Below are 16223 nucleotides of genomic sequence, written 5' to 3'. Positions count from 1 at the left end.
GGACCTACTTCTTTCCGAATTTCTTTTTGGGATTGAGCGGACGGCCGAAGTGGTCGCGGATTTCAAAATGAAGGTGCGGGCCGGTCGACAGGCCCGTTGAGCCGACGCGGGCGATCATTTTCTTGCCCCCCTCAACCCACTGTCCGTCTTTGACGTAGATGCGGGACAAATGCCCATAGCGGGTGGTGGTGCCGTCGGAATGCTTAATAATGACCATCAGGCCGTAGCCCTCGCGCCAATTGGCGAAAATAACCCGGCCGGAACGCGAAGCGTAAACGGGCGTGTTATAGGCCTGAGGAAAATCCATGCCATCATGAAATTTCTTTCTTTTGAGGATCGGGTGGTACCTCAAACCGAACCCGGATGAAATCCTAGGGTAATGCCAATATTTGAACGGAATGCGAAAGGTGTCAAATTCAAGATAGGTATCCGGAATCAAAAGGTAAGACCCTGGATTGAGCTCAAAATCCGCCAATAGGGCGTAGCCCGGAAAACTATTGGCCTTGACGATCTCCGCTTTAAGTTTTTGCTCCGCGGCGTTGTCACGGCGTCCGTACAAACGCGCCACATCGGCGAGCGTTTCTCCCTGCCCGTTTTTCTGCTTAACATGATGAAGCGTGCCGCGCTTATTTAACACCACGATATCGCTGCCCGGTTTCATCCAAATGAGCTCCGCTGCATTGCTGGACTGAATGCTCTCCACGCTGGTCCCGTAGTTCATAGCCAGCTTCCAAATATTGTCCGTGGGTTTGATCTGGTGGCGGGCCCAGATCAAGCGCCGTATTTTCTTCAATTCCTCGGGTTTAACCGCGAACGCAGGAGCTTCTATTTTGCGCACGACATGCGCCCAGCTCGCATCCCTTAAGGAAAAACGAACCCAGGGCGACGGAGCGCCGACGCCCAAAACCTGGGTCACGGAAACAACGAACAGCCATAAAGCGCCGATTACGGTAAACATCGTTAATTTAAGGTTAAGGCAAGGCATGACAAATGACCTGGGCCCTTCGGACCCCGTCGATAGGACTTTAGGTACCCCCTCCCTGGGACCGCCGCCTGGGTCCCGATCAGTCCTTCAGGCTGGAAATCTCCATGGACTTCAAAAAGTCCTTGTTTGACTTGACGGAAGCCAGCTTGTCGATCAAGAGCTCCATGGCCTCCACCGGATTCAAGCCGGAAAGGACCTTGCGCAGCACCCAGACCTTGTTAAGCTCATCGTCTTTTAAGAGCAACTCTTCCTTTCTGGTGCCGCTTCGATTAATATCGATAGCCGGGAAAATTCTCTTATCCGAAAGCTTGCGGTCGAGGTAAACTTCCATATTCCCGGTTCCTTTGAATTCCTCGAAGATCACGTCATCCATGCGGCTGCCGGTCTCGATCAAGGCCGTGGCTAAAATCGTCAAACTCCCGCCCTCTTCGATGTTTCTGGCCGCGCCGAAGAAACGTTTGGGCCGCTGAAGGCTGGTGGCCTCGATGCCGCCTGAGAGCACGCGCCCGGACGACGGGGTGATCGTGTTGTAGGCGCGGGCCATGCGGGTGATGGAGTCCAACAAAATCAAAACATCCTTGCCGTTTTCCACCATGCGTTTGGCTTTCTCGATGACCATCTCCGCCACCTGAACGTGCCTGTCCGCCGGCTCATCGAAGGTCGAGGAAATGACCTCGCCTTTGACGGAGCGCTGCATATCCGTGACTTCCTCCGGACGCTCATCGATCAAGAGCACGATGATGCTGACTTCCGGATGATTCGTGGCCACGGCATTGGCGATTCTCTGAAGAATCATGGTTTTGCCGGCGCGGGGAGGCGAGACAATCAAACCTCGCTGCCCTTTGCCGATTGGCGCGATCAAATCCAAACAACGCGCGGTCAACTCGTTTTTAACCGTCTCTAAAACGATTTTCGTCTTGGGATAAAAAGGCGTCAAATTATCGAAGAGCGGCCGTCCGCTCAATTGCTCGACAGCAACGGTGTTGACCGCTTTTAATTGCAGTAAAGCGAAAAACCGCTCCCCCTCTTTTGGCGGCCGCATCAGGCCCGCGACCATATCGCCTTTTCTCAGGCCGAAGCGCTTGATCTGGCTGGGGCTGACGTAAATATCGTCCGGGCCGGGCAAATAATTATTGTTGGGCGAACGCAGAAAACCGAAGCCGTCCGGAAGGATTTCAAGCACGCCCTGAGCCTCCACGATGCCGTGCTCCTTGGCCTGGGCTTCCAAAATCTTGGCGATCATCTCCTGTTTTCTCAGGCCTGCAGTCGAATCGATTTTTAATTCATTGGCCACTCGGACCAATTCAGGATAAGACATGCTGGAAAGCGCCTGGGTGTCGAACATGTGCCTGTTATTCATAGGGCGTCCTGTTCCGGCGCCGGGCGCGCTGGTTTCCGGTGCGTTTGTCATTTGCTGCTTCTCCTTTTCCACGTTGTTTCCTCGCCTCCCGATAATCCCGCAGGATTGCTTGACATGCATTTTGGATTGCCCGGACTTGTCCGGTCAGTTTTTGGCGAGCGCCGTTATTATCCAAAATAAAATCAGCTTTGCAACACTTTTCGTCGAGCGGCATCTGGGAGCTCCGGCGCCGCTCGATGTCATCCTTGGTCCAGCCCTTGGCCGATAAGCGGCGCCGGATCGTTTCAGGCGAAGCCCAAACCGTCAGGCTCGCGTCATAAAGCGGGCGCCGCTTCAATAATTTTTTCTCGTTCTCAAAAAGCAACGGAACCTCCACCACGCGCAGCGCCGCTTTCGAATTCGCCAAGCGCTTGCTGAGTTCCGTCAAAATCGCCGGATGAAGCAACGCTTCCAAACGCCGGCGTCTGCTCGGGTTGTTAAAAATAAGGGACGCGGTTTTGGCGCGATCCAGACGCCCGCTTGCGTCTAAAACGCCGCCGCCGAACAAACGCCCGATTCGGGCGACGAGCGGGCCGCGCCCGGCGGTCAGATCTCTGGCGATGGCGTCGCAATCGAAGGTCGCGGCCCCCATTTGGGCGAACGCCTTCAGCGCCGAGGATTTCCCTGATCCGAACCCTCCGGTCAAAGCCAACGTCAAGACAGGCTTGGATTTTTTCATTTCTGACAGTTTCGACAAAAAAATGTGGACCGCTGCGCGGTCAAAACCACTTTGACGGGCGCGCCGCAGCGTGGGCACGGCGAGCCTTTTTTGAGGCCGTAAATCGTGAAACGGTTTTGAAAAGCTCCTTTGCGCCCGTCCGGATGGTAAAAATCGCGCATGGAAATTCCCCCATCCCTCAAGGCCCGGCCTAAAATACGCCGCAGCGATGCCCACAGCCTGCCGGTCTCCTCGCGCGACAAGGAACATGCCCGCCGCCACGGCCGGATTCCGGCGTCGAACAAAACCTCATTGGCGTAAATATTCCCTAAGCCGGCGATTTTATCCTGATCCATGAGCAAAGCTTTAATCCTGGCTTTGGACGCGCAAAACGATTCTTCGAATTCGCGGGGAGGCTGCAGCCTGGAAATGGCGCTCAATACATCCCATCCTGCGGGCAAACGCCCCTGCCAAGACACGCGGCCGAAACGCCTCGGATCGATCAGCGAGCAGGACGCGCCGTCGAATTCCAGCACAAGGCGCGGCGGACGGGCCGCGTCCGCGTTGACCTGAAGCGAGCCGGTCATGCCCAGCCAAAGCGTAAACGACCGGTCCTCGGCCAGAACGAATCGCAGCGCCTTGCCGCGCCTGTCGATGGCGCGCAAAACTCCCGAATAACGCCCGAAGTCGGCCGGGCGTTCCAAGAGCGCGTCCAACAAACGCACCCGGCAAAGCCTGCGCCCCACGATCAAAGGCTCAAGCTTGCGCCTGGTGATTTCGACTTCAACACATTCGGGCATGAAAAATTTAAAAAACGATCGGCTAGCTTTTCTTTTGGCGGCTGGCGTCATCGAGTTTGCGGCGCTCCCATGGAGTCAAGGATTGAATGCCGCGCGCGTTGATTTTTTCAAGGATGCGGTCGATTTCCTCTTCTTCATCATCCTCCGCCACGTTCTCTTCGCGACGCTTGTCTTCCGGAGGACGCCGCAGCCATTGCGCAAAGGACGACCAAAAATCCATGTCCGGCAGCCGGAAATACAGCCAGCCCACGGCCAGCCCGCCTAAATGCGCGAAACGCGCGACCGGGCTGGGCGTTTGGCTGAGCATGAACTCAAGCAAAAACAAGAGCACAACCAAATGCCGGGCGCGCATCGGAAACAGGCCGTACATGTAAATGACGGCATTGGGATTTTGCCTGGCCCACGCGTAGAGAAGCCCGTAAATGGCGCCGGAGGCCCCGATGGTCGGGATATTGCTGGAGAACTGAACCGCGACCGTGAGCACGCCCGCGCCCACCCCGCAAATCAAAAAATACGTCAGGAAACGCCGCTCTCCCCATTCCTGAGCGAGAGAAGACCCGAACCAATAAAGAGACAACGCGTTGAACAGTAAATGAATCAAGCTGCCGTGAAGCACCATATAGGTCGCCAATTGCCAAATCCAGAAGCGCTTGATCACCAGGGCCGGGGTCAGGCCCAACGCCAGGATGCTTTGATAAGGGAACATCTGCTGGGCGATGAACGCCGCGATCAGAGCGACGATCATGAACTTGATAATGCGGGGCAGGCTGTAGGGCGGGTACATCAGTTCATCTCCCGCCAATTGCGGCCTGTTTTCGAATGGACCGCCAGAGGCACCTTCAATTCCATGGCCTGCTCCATGATTTTTCGAAACGCATCGCCGTGCGCTTGGAGCTCATCGGACGGGCCTTCGAGCAGGATTTCATCATGGACCTGGATCAACATCCGGCTTTGAAGGCCGCGCTCCTTAATGTAACGCTCCAACGCCAGCATCGCCAATTTGATGACGTCCGCGGCGCTGCCTTGAACCGGCGTATTGACCGCGGCGCGTTCGGAAAATTCCCTCAAGTCGCGCCTCTGAGCGTTGATATTGGGCAGGGGCCGGCGCCGGCCTAAAATCGTTTCCACGTACCCGCGCTCATGCGCCTGAAAAATGACCTGTTCCCGCCAGGAAGCCACGCCCGGGAAGCGTTGATTATAAAGCGCGATGAAGCTCTGCGCCTCCTCCTCGCTCATGTTTAATTCGCGGCCCAAACCCCACGAACTCATCCCATAAAGGATGCCAAAATTAACGGCCTTCGCGCGACGGCGCATTTCCGGGGTGACGGGCGCGCCCGGCTCGGCCAAAACAGCCCTGGCCGTCTCTTCGTGAATATCGCGGCCCTCCCTAAAAAATTTAATCAAATCCGGGTCTCCGGAAAGATGGGCGAATACGCGCAAATCGATTTGAGAATAATCCAGGGAAACGAGATTCCATTCGGGCCGCGAAGCGACGAACGCCTGGCGCACGGCCAAGCCGTGATCCGTCCGAATGGGGATATTCTGGAGATTGGGGTTTGTGCACGACACGCGCCCGGTCTGGGTGCCCTCCTGATGGAACGTGGCGTGAATTTGCCCGGTGGCGGGATTGACCGCCTGCAAAAGCCCCTCGACATAAGTCGATCGCAGTTTGCTCAACTCCCTGAAAGCCAGCAAGCGGCTGACCGAAGGATGAGCGGGCTCCAGGCGCTTCAAGACCTCCTCATCCGTTGAATAACCTGTTTTCGTTTTCTTAATCACGGGCAATTTGAGTTGCTCAAAAAAAAGTACGGCCAATTGCTTTGGCGAGTTCAAATTCAAACTTTCGTCCGCGCCGGAAAGCCGCAAAAATTCCCCCCGCAAACGCTCCAATTCCCGGCTCCATTGCAAATTCAAACGCTCCAGATAAGCCGCGTCCACGCGCACCCCGGCGGACTCCATTCGCCAAAGGACGCCCGTTAAGGGCAACTCCACGTCCTCGTACAAACGCCAAACGCCCTGGCGCTCGAGCTCGGCTTTGAGTTCGAACGCCAGCGCCGCCAGATCGCGGGCTTTGTATTTAGCCATCAGCCAATCCAACGCATAAGATTCTTCCGATGTATCGGCAATCCACGCGAGAAGTTTCGCGTCAAGGAGTTCGCCGGCGACTCGATCCGCCCAAACAGGGTGTTCGTGCAGGCGCCGTTTCCAGTCGAACGCGATTTTAACGACCGCGGCGTCCTCGAGGGCGCGGTCGTCCTCGCCCGTATTAAGTGTACCCTCCTCCGGAACAAAAAATCGAGGGGCTTGGCCGACGGTTTTTGGGGAGTCCTGCGCGACTTGGCCCAAGGGCCATCCCATGAGCTTCAAATCCTTGATCAGACTGGCGAACCCAAGCCGAAGCAGCAATGGCTCGAATTGCGGTTGAGGCTCCTTGCGCACGCTAAAACGCCTGGGATCGAACTCAAGGGGCAATTCCGTGTTGAGCCGGACTAATTTTTTGTTGGCCGCCAAACGCTCCCGGCTCTCAAGCAAAGATTGGCGGACCTTGGACGACATTTTAGAATCGGAGCCCGCGGCCTTTTGAATCAACGTATCAAGATCGCCGTATTCCTTAAGAAGGCCGACCGCAGTTTTAGGGCCCACGCCCGGAACGCCGCGAATATTGTCCGTGGCATCGCCGACTAACGTGAAATAGTCCACCAGCTTGCAGGGCGGCAGGCCGAATTTTTTCTCCACCTCGGCATCGCCCAGCCACTCGTCCTTGTGCTCAAGATAACTCCGGATTCCGGGGCCGATCAATTGCAGCATGTCTTTGTCCGAGGTAACCAAAACAACGTCCAGGCCTTTTTCTTTAGCTCGAACGCTTAAAGTGGCCATCAAGTCATCCGCCTCATGGCCCAAGGCCTCAACCGACGGCAATCCCCAGGCTGCCACGAATTCCCGGACCAAAATCATCTGGGATTTCAAGTCATCCGGCGCCTCCACCCGGTTGGCCTTGTATTCGGGGTCCACGCTCATGCGCTCGGTGGGCTTGGAGTCCCAGCAAACCGCAAAATACAGGGGCGAAAATTGCTTCAACAGCTTGACGATGGTGCGCGCAAACCCGAACACCGCGCCCACCGGCTCGCCCTGCTTGGTCGACAGGCGAAGAACGTGGTACGCCCGGTGCAGATAATGGTAGGCGTCGAACAGGACTAACGTGTTTTCGGGATTAAAGGTATTTGGCAATCTCGTCGAGCATGGAAGGATGGAATCCCTCGAAGCGGCGGACCACTTGGCCCTTTTTATCGATCAAGTAAAGCGTCGGCAAATAGCGGACCTGATAATAGGCGTCGGAAGCATCGTCTTGGCCTCTCATCAGCACCGGGAACGTCAAACCGTGCTTCTTCTGAAAATTCGCCACCGTGCTTTCGGGCTCGCCGACGTCGATGCCGACCACCACGAAATCCTTGGCCGTATTTTTCTCATAAAAGCTCTGCAGATAAGGCATCGAGGAATTGCAGTACGGGCACCAGGTCGTAAAAAACGCCAACAGCACGGTTTTCTTGCCCAACAGCGGCGAGAGCTCCCAATTGCTTTTGGTCGAGACAGCCGGCAGAGTAAAATTGGGCGCCAAATTCTGCGATTGGGCGAATTTTTGCGCCGGGGCATCGGCCCCGGCGCGCTCTTTTTTGCAGCCAGGCAAAGCGACCGTCAGCAAAGCGGCGGCCGGGATGATAAATAAACGGAATGTTTTGTTCATGAATCGTCCCCCCACCGCGAAAATTTGAAAACGGCGCTTAAAGAAGAGCGTCGAGCTTCTATTTAATCTCGCCCTTAGGGTGAACGCCGATCAATTGATCGACGGGTTTCCCGCCCTTGAAGAGAACCAGCGTCGGAATGGCCGTAATGCGCAGCTTGGACGCCTCGACCGGATTTTCATCGGTGTTGACCTTGAGGAATTTCACTTTCCCATCGAATTCCTTAGAGAGTTCCTCAAGCGTCGGCGCCAAAGCCCGGCACGGGCCGCACCACGGCGCCCAAAAATCCACGATCACAGGAACGGACGAGTTTTTAACTTCCGTATCAAAGTCTTTGTCTTGAATGTCTGTCGGCATGATGGAATTATTATGCGTGAGGTTGACCGCTAAAGTCAAGGCGACGCGGCCGGCTGTCAGTAGGGAGGAAGATTGGGATTCGTATTGAACCGGCGGGCCTGGCAGAACTTTTTGACTTGAGTTTGATTAAGCTCATCTCGATCGACACCCCCTTGGCAGGCGTTCATGATATTGGCTTGGCTGAGCCGTCCTCCCTCGTGGCCGAGACCGACCGCATGGCCCACTTCATGAGCGAGGGTTTCAAAGCATGTGCGCTCTTCAAGTTCATAAGCGTTGACGATGACGACGGTCGCCGGCAAAATCTCCCCTGCCTCATCTTCACCGAATTCCGCTTCCACGGCTTCGCGGCAGCTTTCGTGCAAATCATTGATAAACATGCCGTTGGAATCCGGACCGCGGCGAATATCCGTGGCATAGGGCATAAAAACGACGGCCAAGCGTCCCCTGAACCCTCTGCCCAAGACGCCCAACGAACCCTCCAGTAAAACACTGTTGACCGCGCGGCAAAGCTTGGCGAAATTATCAATTCTGTTGCCGCTCTCATCTTCATAAGCGGGGAAATGAATCGGGTCAACGGGAGCCATAGCATCGGCAAGCCTGACGGCATGATCTTCAAGAATTTGATTGGCCTGACTTAAAAATTGCCCGACATAACCTGTGCTCATGAGCCCGGAAAAAAAGGTGATCGGGATAGTTTTGGATTTTTTACAGCAATAGTGCATAAGGTTGTCCCGGCCATAACCATCGCAAGGTTTAACCCAATCGGTTGTTTTATCCTCGGCTGAAACCGAAAAGCTCACGATCAAGGCCAAAAAAAACGCCGCGACGAAAACCTTAGCGTTCATCCTTCCATATTTACCACGGATCGAAATAAAATGCCATCCCGAGCCTTCAAAATTCCGGGGGCTCGGGATGACTCGCGGCCGAACTCCTGATACGCTATTGATACGTGAAAAAATCCTTCCTCTTCATTCTTGGGGCCGCGATCGTCGTGACCGCGGCTGCCATGTCCCTGATCCGCCTCGTCGTGGACCCGGACATCCCCGCGCCCGGCATCACGGCGCCTAATCTCGACCGGGAATACCGCCGCATGGCGAAAGCCACCCAAGAAGAAAAAGCCTATATCGACCAGGTCAACACCCCGACCCTCGCATCCGGCGGGGCCGATGATCCCTCCCTCGGTCTGGCCGTGCCTGAAACCGGCGAGCAAGAACAGCGGCATCGAGAACAGCCGGGGCTTGTGCCGCCTGATTTAGGCTTGACGCCGCGGCGCATTGAAAACCATTGCCAACAACGAATGCAGCCTCCTCAAGACAATTGGGAGCCGTCGGCCGAGGACGTTCTCGTCAGCGACAAAGACCTCGAACGATTGGCCGTCTATTACGAAAGCCTGGCCAAAGCCGCCAGAACGATTCAATACCACACGACGTTCGTCATCGCCTACGGGAAAAAGCCGGATCGAAATCTCATAGCGCCGGTCGCAGACGCCGGGCGCATATTCCAAAACCTCAAAGCGCCGGGGCGCCTCTACGCCCGCAGCCCCGACGATCACGACTGGCAGACGCTGGCTCGCTGGCCCTATGTCAACAATGAGGCCATGATGAATTGGGCTAAAGAAGCGGCGCGTTTGAAGCCCGTCCGCCAGACATCGCTGATTCATGTGGAAATCGCCATGCAAGCCAAAGACACCATGGACGCCATCGTAAAGTTGATGCTTGAAAAATACGCGTCAGCACCCGAGCCCTTGCGCGGCATCATTCGCGCGGATGCCGCCGTGATGAAGGATTATATTTCCGTCTTTAAAACCCTCAGCCTTAAAGAAAAAAGCGCGGGAACGCTCAAGCGTGTGGGCCGGGAAAAAATCAGACGGGCTTTGGACCTGATCGCTTCCCGCAAGGAACTGACTAAACTCACCGATTTCCAAAAACGTTCCAAGCTGAACATCGAATTCTCTTATCTGTTCGGAGAAGGGGTCAAGGGCATGTACGTGCATCAAAACAATCAACGCCGCATCGAGTTGAGCACGGAATTCCTGGCTCCGCAAGAAGCCGCTGACGACGAGGTCGCCGCCTTTCTGACCCATGAGCTGCGGCACGCTTGGGATGATTGGCCGGATAATCCCATCTCCACCGTGGAACGGGAATTCCGCGCGTTCAGCGTCCAGGCCGCTTTCTTGAAAAAAGCTTCGCCCTCGGCCATCTCACCGTTTCATAAACAAATCCTTTCCCTCTGGAAAAGCTGGGACAAAAGCGAATTGCAGGACTATATTGAAAACGCCTATTGCTCCCATTTCCCCGGCAAATCCCTGACGAGCGGCCAAGACGATATCCTGGCCATCCCCGTGGTGGCGCCGGGGAAACCGCCTTATCAAAGAGGGCCGGTGGCTTTTGACGCCGCTTGGGCGTCCTCTAACAGGGGCATCATTGAAACCATGGCCCCCGCTCAAGGCGGCGGCTTCCTGGTTGCGGGCCATCATCACGGCAAATCAGGAAAACGCAAAGCCTGGATTCAAAAAATCGACGGCAAGGGAAATCCCGGATGGTCCTGGACCGAGAATATCCGGGCGGGACAAGAAAGCCTGTTTCACGCCGTCACCCTGGATGATGAAGGAAATATTTACGCCGCCGGCGCGCAGGGCAAGCAGCTCAGGGATGGACTGCGGGCCTGGATCGCCAAATTTTCCCCGGACGGACGGCTCTTATGGCAACGCGAACCCGGCTCCTGCGCCAACGCGACTGAAATTACCTCCCTTGCTTTCCTCGGCCGTCATCTGTTGGCCGCCGGCAAAGAAACGTCTTGCCATGAAACCTCCGATGACAACATCGACACCTCGCTCGATCAAGCGCTTCTCTGGATTGTGGATTCCGAAACGGGAAAAATCAAAAAAGATTTTTTTTGGCCCATGGACGCGCGTTTTGGAGGGCCGGTCAAAATGAGCGAGATTAACGATATCGCCGCCAACAACGGCGAAGCCTATGTCCTGGCCACGGTGTACCGGTCGACCCAAACATTGCGCGACGCCGGATACTGGATCACGAAACTCGACCGCAACCTGACGGTGAAGTGGAGCAAAAGCGACGAGGGCATGGGCGAAGCCGTGGCTGTGGATCAACGGGGCCGTATTTTTGCGGCGGGCATTCACCCCGATGAAGGCGGCGGCGCCTCAGCCATGCTCAGCGTCTTGGATCAGGATGGCGCTAAACTTTGGGCCGTCAAAGAAAAAGGGCCCACGCACGGAGAGAATTCCTGGAACGACGTGGCCGTCGACGAACAAGGGCGCATTTTCGTCATCGGTCAGGTCCGCGTCCCCGGGCAGTCTCTGGATGTTTGGGTCCAGGGCTATCACCCGGACGGCAATTTGATCAGCTCTTTCGGCTACAACGGCGAAGACGATAATTATGACGCGGGCTACGCGCTCGCGTTTAACGGCGGGTTTATTTGCGGCGCCGGGTATGAAACCGTCCGCAATTTAGGCGACAACCCCTGGCTGCGCTGCTGGGATTTGAAACGCCCGGCCCTGTTGTCATCGGAAAACAAGTAAGCCACGGTTGTGATTTGATATGGTATTGACAAGACAATACTTAGCTGGTAATATCAATATATATGGAACTTAAACCCTTTACCACTAAGCTTGATAAGAAAACGATTGATGCGCTCAAAGCGCTTTCCCTGAAAACACGCATTCCGCAATCGGAATTGGTTAGAGAAGGGATCGCTTTGGTGCTGCGCCGCCATGCCGAAGACGTCATCACGCCGTATTTGCGGACCGAAGTCGAAGATTTATTGCAGGAAGACCGTAATTTACTGCGGCGTCTTTCCGACGCTTGAAATACCTTTACCCCACCCAAGTCCTTTTCCTTCATAAGCGGATTCTGGAGACTTCCCAAGGGGCTCCCGGAGTCCGGGATCAAGGACTTTTAGAATCAGCTATTTACAGGCCTCGGGCCAGTTTCGGGGGGCAGGATTTATACCCTGATTTATTTTCCAAAGCCGCCGCCCTCCTGCATTCCATCGTCAAAAACCATCCCTTCGTCGATGCCAATAAACGCACGGGGTTTGAAGCGATGCGGCTTTTTTTAAGGATCAACGGATGGGATATCAAAGCGACGGAGGAAGAAAAATTTCAATGGATTTTAAGCGTGGCTTCGGGTTCAAAGCCGGATGAGCAGAAAATATCGGTTTGGATTCAAACGCACGCCGTGCGTAGGAATAAACCCGCCTAAGGGTCCCTAAGCCGCTAAAGACTCTCGTTTCGATAAACCATTTGGCCGCGATGGAGGGTGGCGAGCACGCTTCCGTAAAGAGACCGGCCCAAGAACGGGCTGTTCCTGGATTTAGACGCGAATGAGCGAAACGTCGTTTCTCTATCGGGATAAAAAATCACGAAGTCAGCCGGTTCGCCGGGCTCGATTTTAGGCGCCGGCCTGTTCATGATCCGCGCCGGTCCCGTGGTCAATAGTTCGATGGCCGTCAGCAAAGAAATAATACCGGGCCTGACCAAATAAGTGATGGTCACCGGCAGCATGGTTTCCAAGCCGATCATGCCGAAGGGCGCGGCCAGCAATCCCTGGTTTTTCTCCCAATCCGAATGCGGCGCATGGTCCGAGGCAATGGCGTCGACGGTGCCGTCGATGATGGCCTCATGGAGCGCTTTGACATCGTCTTCGGTTCTCAACGGCGGATTGACCTTAGCCAGGGGGCCCATGTCCCGCACCGCTTCTTCGGTCAACGCGAAATGATGCGGGCAAACCTCGCAGGTGAGGCGCTTGGCCAAGCCGTTTTTTTTGGCCTTCCTGACCAATTCAACGGCTTCTTTCGTGGACAAATGCGCCAAATGTAAACGGCCCCGGCTGTTTTTTAAAACTTGAATGTCGCGAAAAACGGAAACCGCCTCGGATTCCCTGGGGATGCCGGGCACGCCCAAGCTGCGGCTGACCCGGCCCTCATGAATGGCGCCTCCTCTGATCATGCTTCCCTCTTCGCAATGGTCGATAACCAAGGAATCCATGGCGCTGGTTTCATCCAAAGCCGCACGCAAAATCTGCGCGTCCTTGACCGGCGCGCCGTCGTCGCTGAACGCGGCCGCGCCCAATTTCCTCAAACGGTATAAATCCGTGGGCTCCGCGCCCTCGCGCCCTTTGGTCACGGCCGCGATGATTTCGATATCAACCAGCTTTTCCTGAGCCTTACCCTGGGCTTCGACCAGCTTATACGTCTCTTCATTATCGATAGCCGGCTCGGTATTGGGCATCACGAACATCCGGCCCACCCCGCCTCTCACAGCGGCCTGCGCGCCGGTGGCCATGGTTTCTTTATGCTCTTGGCCAGGTTCTCTTAAATGAACATGAATGTCCCAGAGCGCAGGCGCCACCGCGGCGCCGTGCACATGAAAAACCTCGGTGCCCGGCAATGTGACGGAGGGTTTCAGCCAGCGTTTGTCGACGCGCGCGATTTTTCCGTTCTGAATCAGGATATCGGCTTCGTATTCGGTTTGAGCGGCGGGATCGATAACCTTGCCGCCGACGATTTGAAGAAGAGGGCCTTGCGCCACTAGCAGGCTTGATGGAGGCGCTTGAGAATGGCCATGCGGATAAAAACCCCGTTGGCCACTTGATCGAGCACGCAAGAATGCGGCCCGTCCGCCACCTCGCGATCGATTTCAACGCCCACGTTCATGGGGCCGGGATGAAAAATCAAAACGTCTTTTTTGCAGAACTTGACCAATCGCTCCTCGGTCAAGCCCCAAGCCTCCCGATAGGAGCCCGGGGTCATGGGCATTTTCTGCCCGTGTCGCTCCAATTGCACGCGCAGCACGTGCACCACGTCCGCCTGGGCCAGGGCCTTGTTGAGCTCCGGCACATAAGAAATACCCCAGCTTTCCAGCTCCTCTTCGGAGGGCATCAAGCTCGGCGGGCCGGAAACGATAACGTTTTTAACGCCCAGGGTTTTCAACAGCTCGATATTCGATCTCGCCACGCGTGAAAACAGAATGTCCCCCAAGAATAAAACCGTGCCGCCGGCTAATGAGCCGCGCCGCTCTAAAACCGTGAATGTGTCCAATAAAGCCTGGGTCGGATGCTCGTGGGAGCCGTCGCCCGCGTTGATGATATGGGCTTTTTTGGCCACGCGCGCGGCACGCTGCCCGGACAAGGCTTCGCCGTGGCGGATGATCAAAAAATGACAGCCCATGGCCTCCATGGTCATCACCGTGTCTTCCAACGATTCCCCCTTTTGCACGCTGGAAAACGCGATTTCAACGGTCACGGGATCCGCGCCCAAACGCTTGGCCGCGATATGAAACGACGCCCTCGTTCGGGTCGAGGGTTCGAAAAATAACAGGCCGACATGCTGCCCTTTCAAATCCTCGGACCAGGGATGGCCGGCTTTCTCCGCCGTTTTAAAGCGCCTGGCTTCGTCAAACAGCGCTTCAACCCATACTTTGGGCAATTCGGCTGAAGTCAGCAAATGCCGCGACGGCGCCGTTGATTTCGCCGCTTTTTTAACCGGGCGTTTCTCGCTAGCCAACCTTGGCGCCATCATTGGCCTCCCGATTTTCTCTTTCGAGTTTCTTTTTGTATTCATCAAGCTTCGCGGAAAGTTTTTTATCGTTGAGCGCCAAAATTTGCAACGCGCAATAAGCCGCGTTTTTCATGCCCGTATCTCCCAGCCCGCAAAAAGCCACGGGCACGCCCGCAGGCATTTGAATCAGGGACATCAGGGAATCGAGTCCGCCCAAATATTTGGCCGGAATGCCCACGCCCAAGACCGGGCGCGTGGTCAAGGACGCGGCGACCCCGGGCAAATGCGCGGCGCCGCCCGCCGCGCAGATAAAAACGTTCACGCCCGCTTTCTCGCCTTTTTTAATCACTTCGTGCAGCCAGGCCGGAGCCCGGTGAGCCGAAGCAACCCGCAACGAGCCTTTGACGCCGAATGTTTCCAGCACGCCTAAAGCCGCCTTGCCGTACTCGAGATCGGATCTAGAACCGAGGATAATGTAAACCATATCAGCTCCCTGCCTAGGCTCCTATATCCATTCGAAATTGCATGCCTTCGAACTTGATTTTAGCAACTCCGCCGTAAGCCATGCGCCGGGCCTCATCCGGCGAACGTCCCGTACCCACCACGGACAAAACCCGGCCTCCGTTGGTCAACACCTGATCGCCCTTTTTCATTGTTCCGGCATGAAAAACAAGGGCGCCTCCCGCAGCCGCGGAATCAAGGGTAATGGGCCGCCCGGTGACAGATTCCTGAGGGTATCCCTCGGACGCCATCACCACGCAAGTCGAGGCCCGGGGACGGTTTTCGAGTTCGCGCAAAAATAAATCGTGGGAAAATTTAGCCAGCATGCCCTGATGCGTGGCCTCCATCAACTCCAAATAAGGCAAATCAACCAACGGAACCAGCGCCTGGGCCTCCGGATCGCCGAAGCGCACGTTGAATTCCAAAACATAGGGGCCCTTGGGCGTCAGCATCAAGCCGAAATAAATAACCCCTTTAAAAAGAATCCCCTCTTTTTCCAACCCAATCCTGAATTGTTCGAGAATTGCTTCATTGATGCGCGGCAACAGCATGCGGTCAACGGGAACCGGCGCGATCACGCCCATGCCCCCGGTATTGGGGCCTTCATGCCCGTCTTTCAAGCGCTTGTAATCGCGGCACGGGGGCAGCAGCACATACTGCGACCCGTCGAAAAAAGCCAACAGGGACAGTTCCGGCCCCTCCAAAAATTCCTCAACCACAATGCGCCGCCCGGCATCGCCCAAACTCTGCTCTTCCATGAACGAACGCAGCGTCGCCTCAGCCGACGGCCAATCTTCGGCGATGACGCTGCCCTTGCCCGCAGCCAAGCCGTCCGCCTTGATCACCAATGGATACGGGGCTTTTTCGCAATAATCGAGCGCCGGGCCCAGTTTGTCGAACACCTTGTACGCGGCCGTGGGGATTCGGTAGCGCTGGCAAAAATTTTTGGCGAAAATTTTGGACGCCTCCAATTGCGCGGCCATGCGCCCGACTCCGAACACTTTAAATCCATACTGGGTCAAATCATCCGCCGCGCCCTCGGCCAACGGCGACTCAGGGCCGAAAATTACCATCTCAACACCCAGCTTATTGGCCAAAGACGCCCAAGAGGTATCGTCGGTTTTTTTGACATTGGTTCCCAATAATTCGGTCCCGGCATTGCCCGGAGCGAATATCAGCTGAGTCGAAGAGCTTTCCTGCTTGATTTTCCATCCGAGCGCATGCTCACGCCCTCCGGAACCCACGATTAAAACTTTCATACTTG

The 16223-nt window shown here is 55.8% G+C and carries 16 protein-coding genes; 3 read left to right on the top strand and 13 right to left on the bottom strand.

Features of this window, described 5'->3' with window-relative positions:
* Window positions 1-4: 4 nt before the first annotated feature.
* From HYT79_00435 to HYT79_00395, 9 genes are all read right to left on the bottom strand, one after another.
* Entirely contained in the window at window positions 5-985 is a 981-nt protein-coding gene (locus HYT79_00435; GenBank protein ID MBI2069044.1) for a M23 family metallopeptidase, read from the bottom strand.
* A gap of 79 nt (window positions 986-1064) precedes the next feature.
* Window positions 1065-2330, bottom strand: coding sequence for a transcription termination factor Rho (rho, locus tag HYT79_00430; protein MBI2069043.1), 1266 nt, complete (start codon window positions 2328-2330; stop codon window positions 1065-1067).
* Window positions 2331-2337: 7 nt separating this feature from the next.
* Window positions 2338-3063: a dephospho-CoA kinase gene (locus HYT79_00425; GenBank protein MBI2069042.1), complete on the bottom strand. Its 726-nt coding sequence runs from the start codon at window positions 3061-3063 to the stop codon at window positions 2338-2340.
* Window positions 3060-3842 carry a DNA-formamidopyrimidine glycosylase gene (locus HYT79_00420; protein ID MBI2069041.1) on the bottom strand — a complete coding sequence of 261 codons (783 nt, stop codon included), beginning with the start codon at window positions 3840-3842 and terminating at the stop codon, window positions 3060-3062. Before HYT79_00420 ends, HYT79_00425 begins: the two co-directional genes overlap by 4 nt.
* A 22-nt stretch (window positions 3843-3864) precedes the next feature.
* Window positions 3865-4644 (bottom strand): rhomboid family intramembrane serine protease, encoded by a 780-nt coding sequence (locus HYT79_00415; GenBank protein MBI2069040.1) that lies wholly within the window; start codon window positions 4642-4644, stop codon window positions 3865-3867.
* On the bottom strand, window positions 4626-7070 hold the full coding sequence (locus HYT79_00410) for a hypothetical protein (GenBank protein ID MBI2069039.1): 2445 nt from the start codon (window positions 7068-7070) through the stop codon (window positions 4626-4628). Before HYT79_00410 ends, HYT79_00415 begins: the two co-directional genes overlap by 19 nt.
* Window positions 7054-7584 (bottom strand): TlpA family protein disulfide reductase, encoded by a 531-nt coding sequence (locus HYT79_00405; GenBank protein MBI2069038.1) that lies wholly within the window; start codon window positions 7582-7584, stop codon window positions 7054-7056. The genes HYT79_00410 and HYT79_00405 overlap by 17 nt, the downstream gene beginning before the upstream one ends.
* Window positions 7585-7642: 58 nt before the next feature.
* Window positions 7643-7939 carry a thioredoxin gene (gene trxA, locus HYT79_00400; GenBank protein ID MBI2069037.1) on the bottom strand — a complete coding sequence of 99 codons (297 nt, stop codon included), beginning with the start codon at window positions 7937-7939 and terminating at the stop codon, window positions 7643-7645.
* 56 nt (window positions 7940-7995) lie between these two features.
* Window positions 7996-8784, bottom strand: coding sequence for a hypothetical protein (locus HYT79_00395; GenBank protein ID MBI2069036.1), 789 nt, complete (start codon window positions 8782-8784; stop codon window positions 7996-7998).
* A gap of 104 nt (window positions 8785-8888) precedes the next feature.
* Between HYT79_00395 and HYT79_00390 the strand changes: the two genes are divergently transcribed.
* From HYT79_00390 to HYT79_00380, 3 genes are all read left to right on the top strand, one after another.
* A complete protein-coding gene (locus HYT79_00390) occupies window positions 8889-11480 on the top strand; it encodes a hypothetical protein (protein MBI2069035.1) in 2592 nt (863 codons plus the stop codon).
* 62 nt (window positions 11481-11542) lie between these two features.
* The gene (locus HYT79_00385; GenBank protein MBI2069034.1) at window positions 11543-11767 is read left to right on the top strand and encodes a ribbon-helix-helix domain-containing protein; all 225 of its coding nucleotides are present in this window, start codon (window positions 11543-11545) and stop codon (window positions 11765-11767) included.
* A complete protein-coding gene (locus HYT79_00380; protein MBI2069033.1) occupies window positions 11764-12162 on the top strand; it encodes a type II toxin-antitoxin system death-on-curing family toxin in 399 nt (132 codons plus the stop codon). The genes HYT79_00385 and HYT79_00380 overlap by 4 nt, the downstream gene beginning before the upstream one ends.
* Before the next feature lie 14 nt (window positions 12163-12176).
* Here HYT79_00380 and HYT79_00375 read toward each other — a convergent pair whose 3' ends face one another.
* Genes HYT79_00375 through purD form a run of 4 tightly spaced genes read right to left on the bottom strand, consistent with a single transcriptional unit; the run spans window position 12177 to window position 16218 of the window.
* Window positions 12177-13490 carry a dihydroorotase gene (locus tag HYT79_00375; protein ID MBI2069032.1) on the bottom strand — a complete coding sequence of 438 codons (1314 nt, stop codon included), beginning with the start codon at window positions 13488-13490 and terminating at the stop codon, window positions 12177-12179.
* Entirely contained in the window at window positions 13490-14479 is a 990-nt protein-coding gene (locus HYT79_00370; protein ID MBI2069031.1) for an aspartate carbamoyltransferase catalytic subunit, read from the bottom strand. The genes HYT79_00375 and HYT79_00370 overlap by 1 nt, the downstream gene beginning before the upstream one ends.
* Entirely contained in the window at window positions 14457-14942 is a 486-nt protein-coding gene (gene purE, locus HYT79_00365; GenBank protein MBI2069030.1) for a 5-(carboxyamino)imidazole ribonucleotide mutase, read from the bottom strand. The genes HYT79_00370 and purE overlap by 23 nt, the downstream gene beginning before the upstream one ends.
* 13 nt (window positions 14943-14955) lie before the next feature.
* Window positions 14956-16218 carry a phosphoribosylamine--glycine ligase gene (gene purD, locus HYT79_00360; protein MBI2069029.1) on the bottom strand — a complete coding sequence of 421 codons (1263 nt, stop codon included), beginning with the start codon at window positions 16216-16218 and terminating at the stop codon, window positions 14956-14958.
* Between the last annotated feature and the right edge of the window lie 5 nt (window positions 16219-16223).

The organism is Elusimicrobiota bacterium, from assembly GCA_016180815.1.
GTDB lineage: Bacteria > Elusimicrobiota > Elusimicrobia > JACQPE01 > JACQPE01 > JACPAN01.
This window is presented reverse-complemented; position numbering and strand designations above follow the sequence as displayed.

Bases quoted from the DNA above. Each gene is read 5' to 3' on its own strand.
- HYT79_00435 (MBI2069044.1), bottom strand. From the start codon at position 985: ATGCCTTGCCTTAACCTTAAATTAACGATGTTTACCGTAATCGGCGCT.
- rho (MBI2069043.1), bottom strand. From the start codon at position 2,330: ATGTTCGACACCCAGGCGCTTTCCAGCATGTCTTATCCTGAATTGGTC.
- HYT79_00425 (MBI2069042.1), bottom strand. From the start codon at position 3,063: ATGAAAAAATCCAAGCCTGTCTTGACGTTGGCTTTGACCGGAGGGTTC.
- HYT79_00420 (MBI2069041.1), bottom strand. From the start codon at position 3,842: ATGCCCGAATGTGTTGAAGTCGAAATCACCAGGCGCAAGCTTGAGCCT.
- HYT79_00405 (MBI2069038.1), bottom strand. From the start codon at position 7,584: ATGAACAAAACATTCCGTTTATTTATCATCCCGGCCGCCGCTTTGCTG.
- trxA (MBI2069037.1), bottom strand. From the start codon at position 7,939: ATGCCGACAGACATTCAAGACAAAGACTTTGATACGGAAGTTAAAAAC.
- HYT79_00395 (MBI2069036.1), bottom strand. From the start codon at position 8,784: ATGAACGCTAAGGTTTTCGTCGCGGCGTTTTTTTTGGCCTTGATCGTG.
- HYT79_00385 (MBI2069034.1), top strand. From the start codon at position 11,543: ATGGAACTTAAACCCTTTACCACTAAGCTTGATAAGAAAACGATTGAT.
- HYT79_00370 (MBI2069031.1), bottom strand. From the start codon at position 14,479: ATGATGGCGCCAAGGTTGGCTAGCGAGAAACGCCCGGTTAAAAAAGCG.
- purE (MBI2069030.1), bottom strand. From the start codon at position 14,942: ATGGTTTACATTATCCTCGGTTCTAGATCCGATCTCGAGTACGGCAAG.
- purD (MBI2069029.1), bottom strand. From the start codon at position 16,218: ATGAAAGTTTTAATCGTGGGTTCCGGAGGGCGTGAGCATGCGCTCGGA.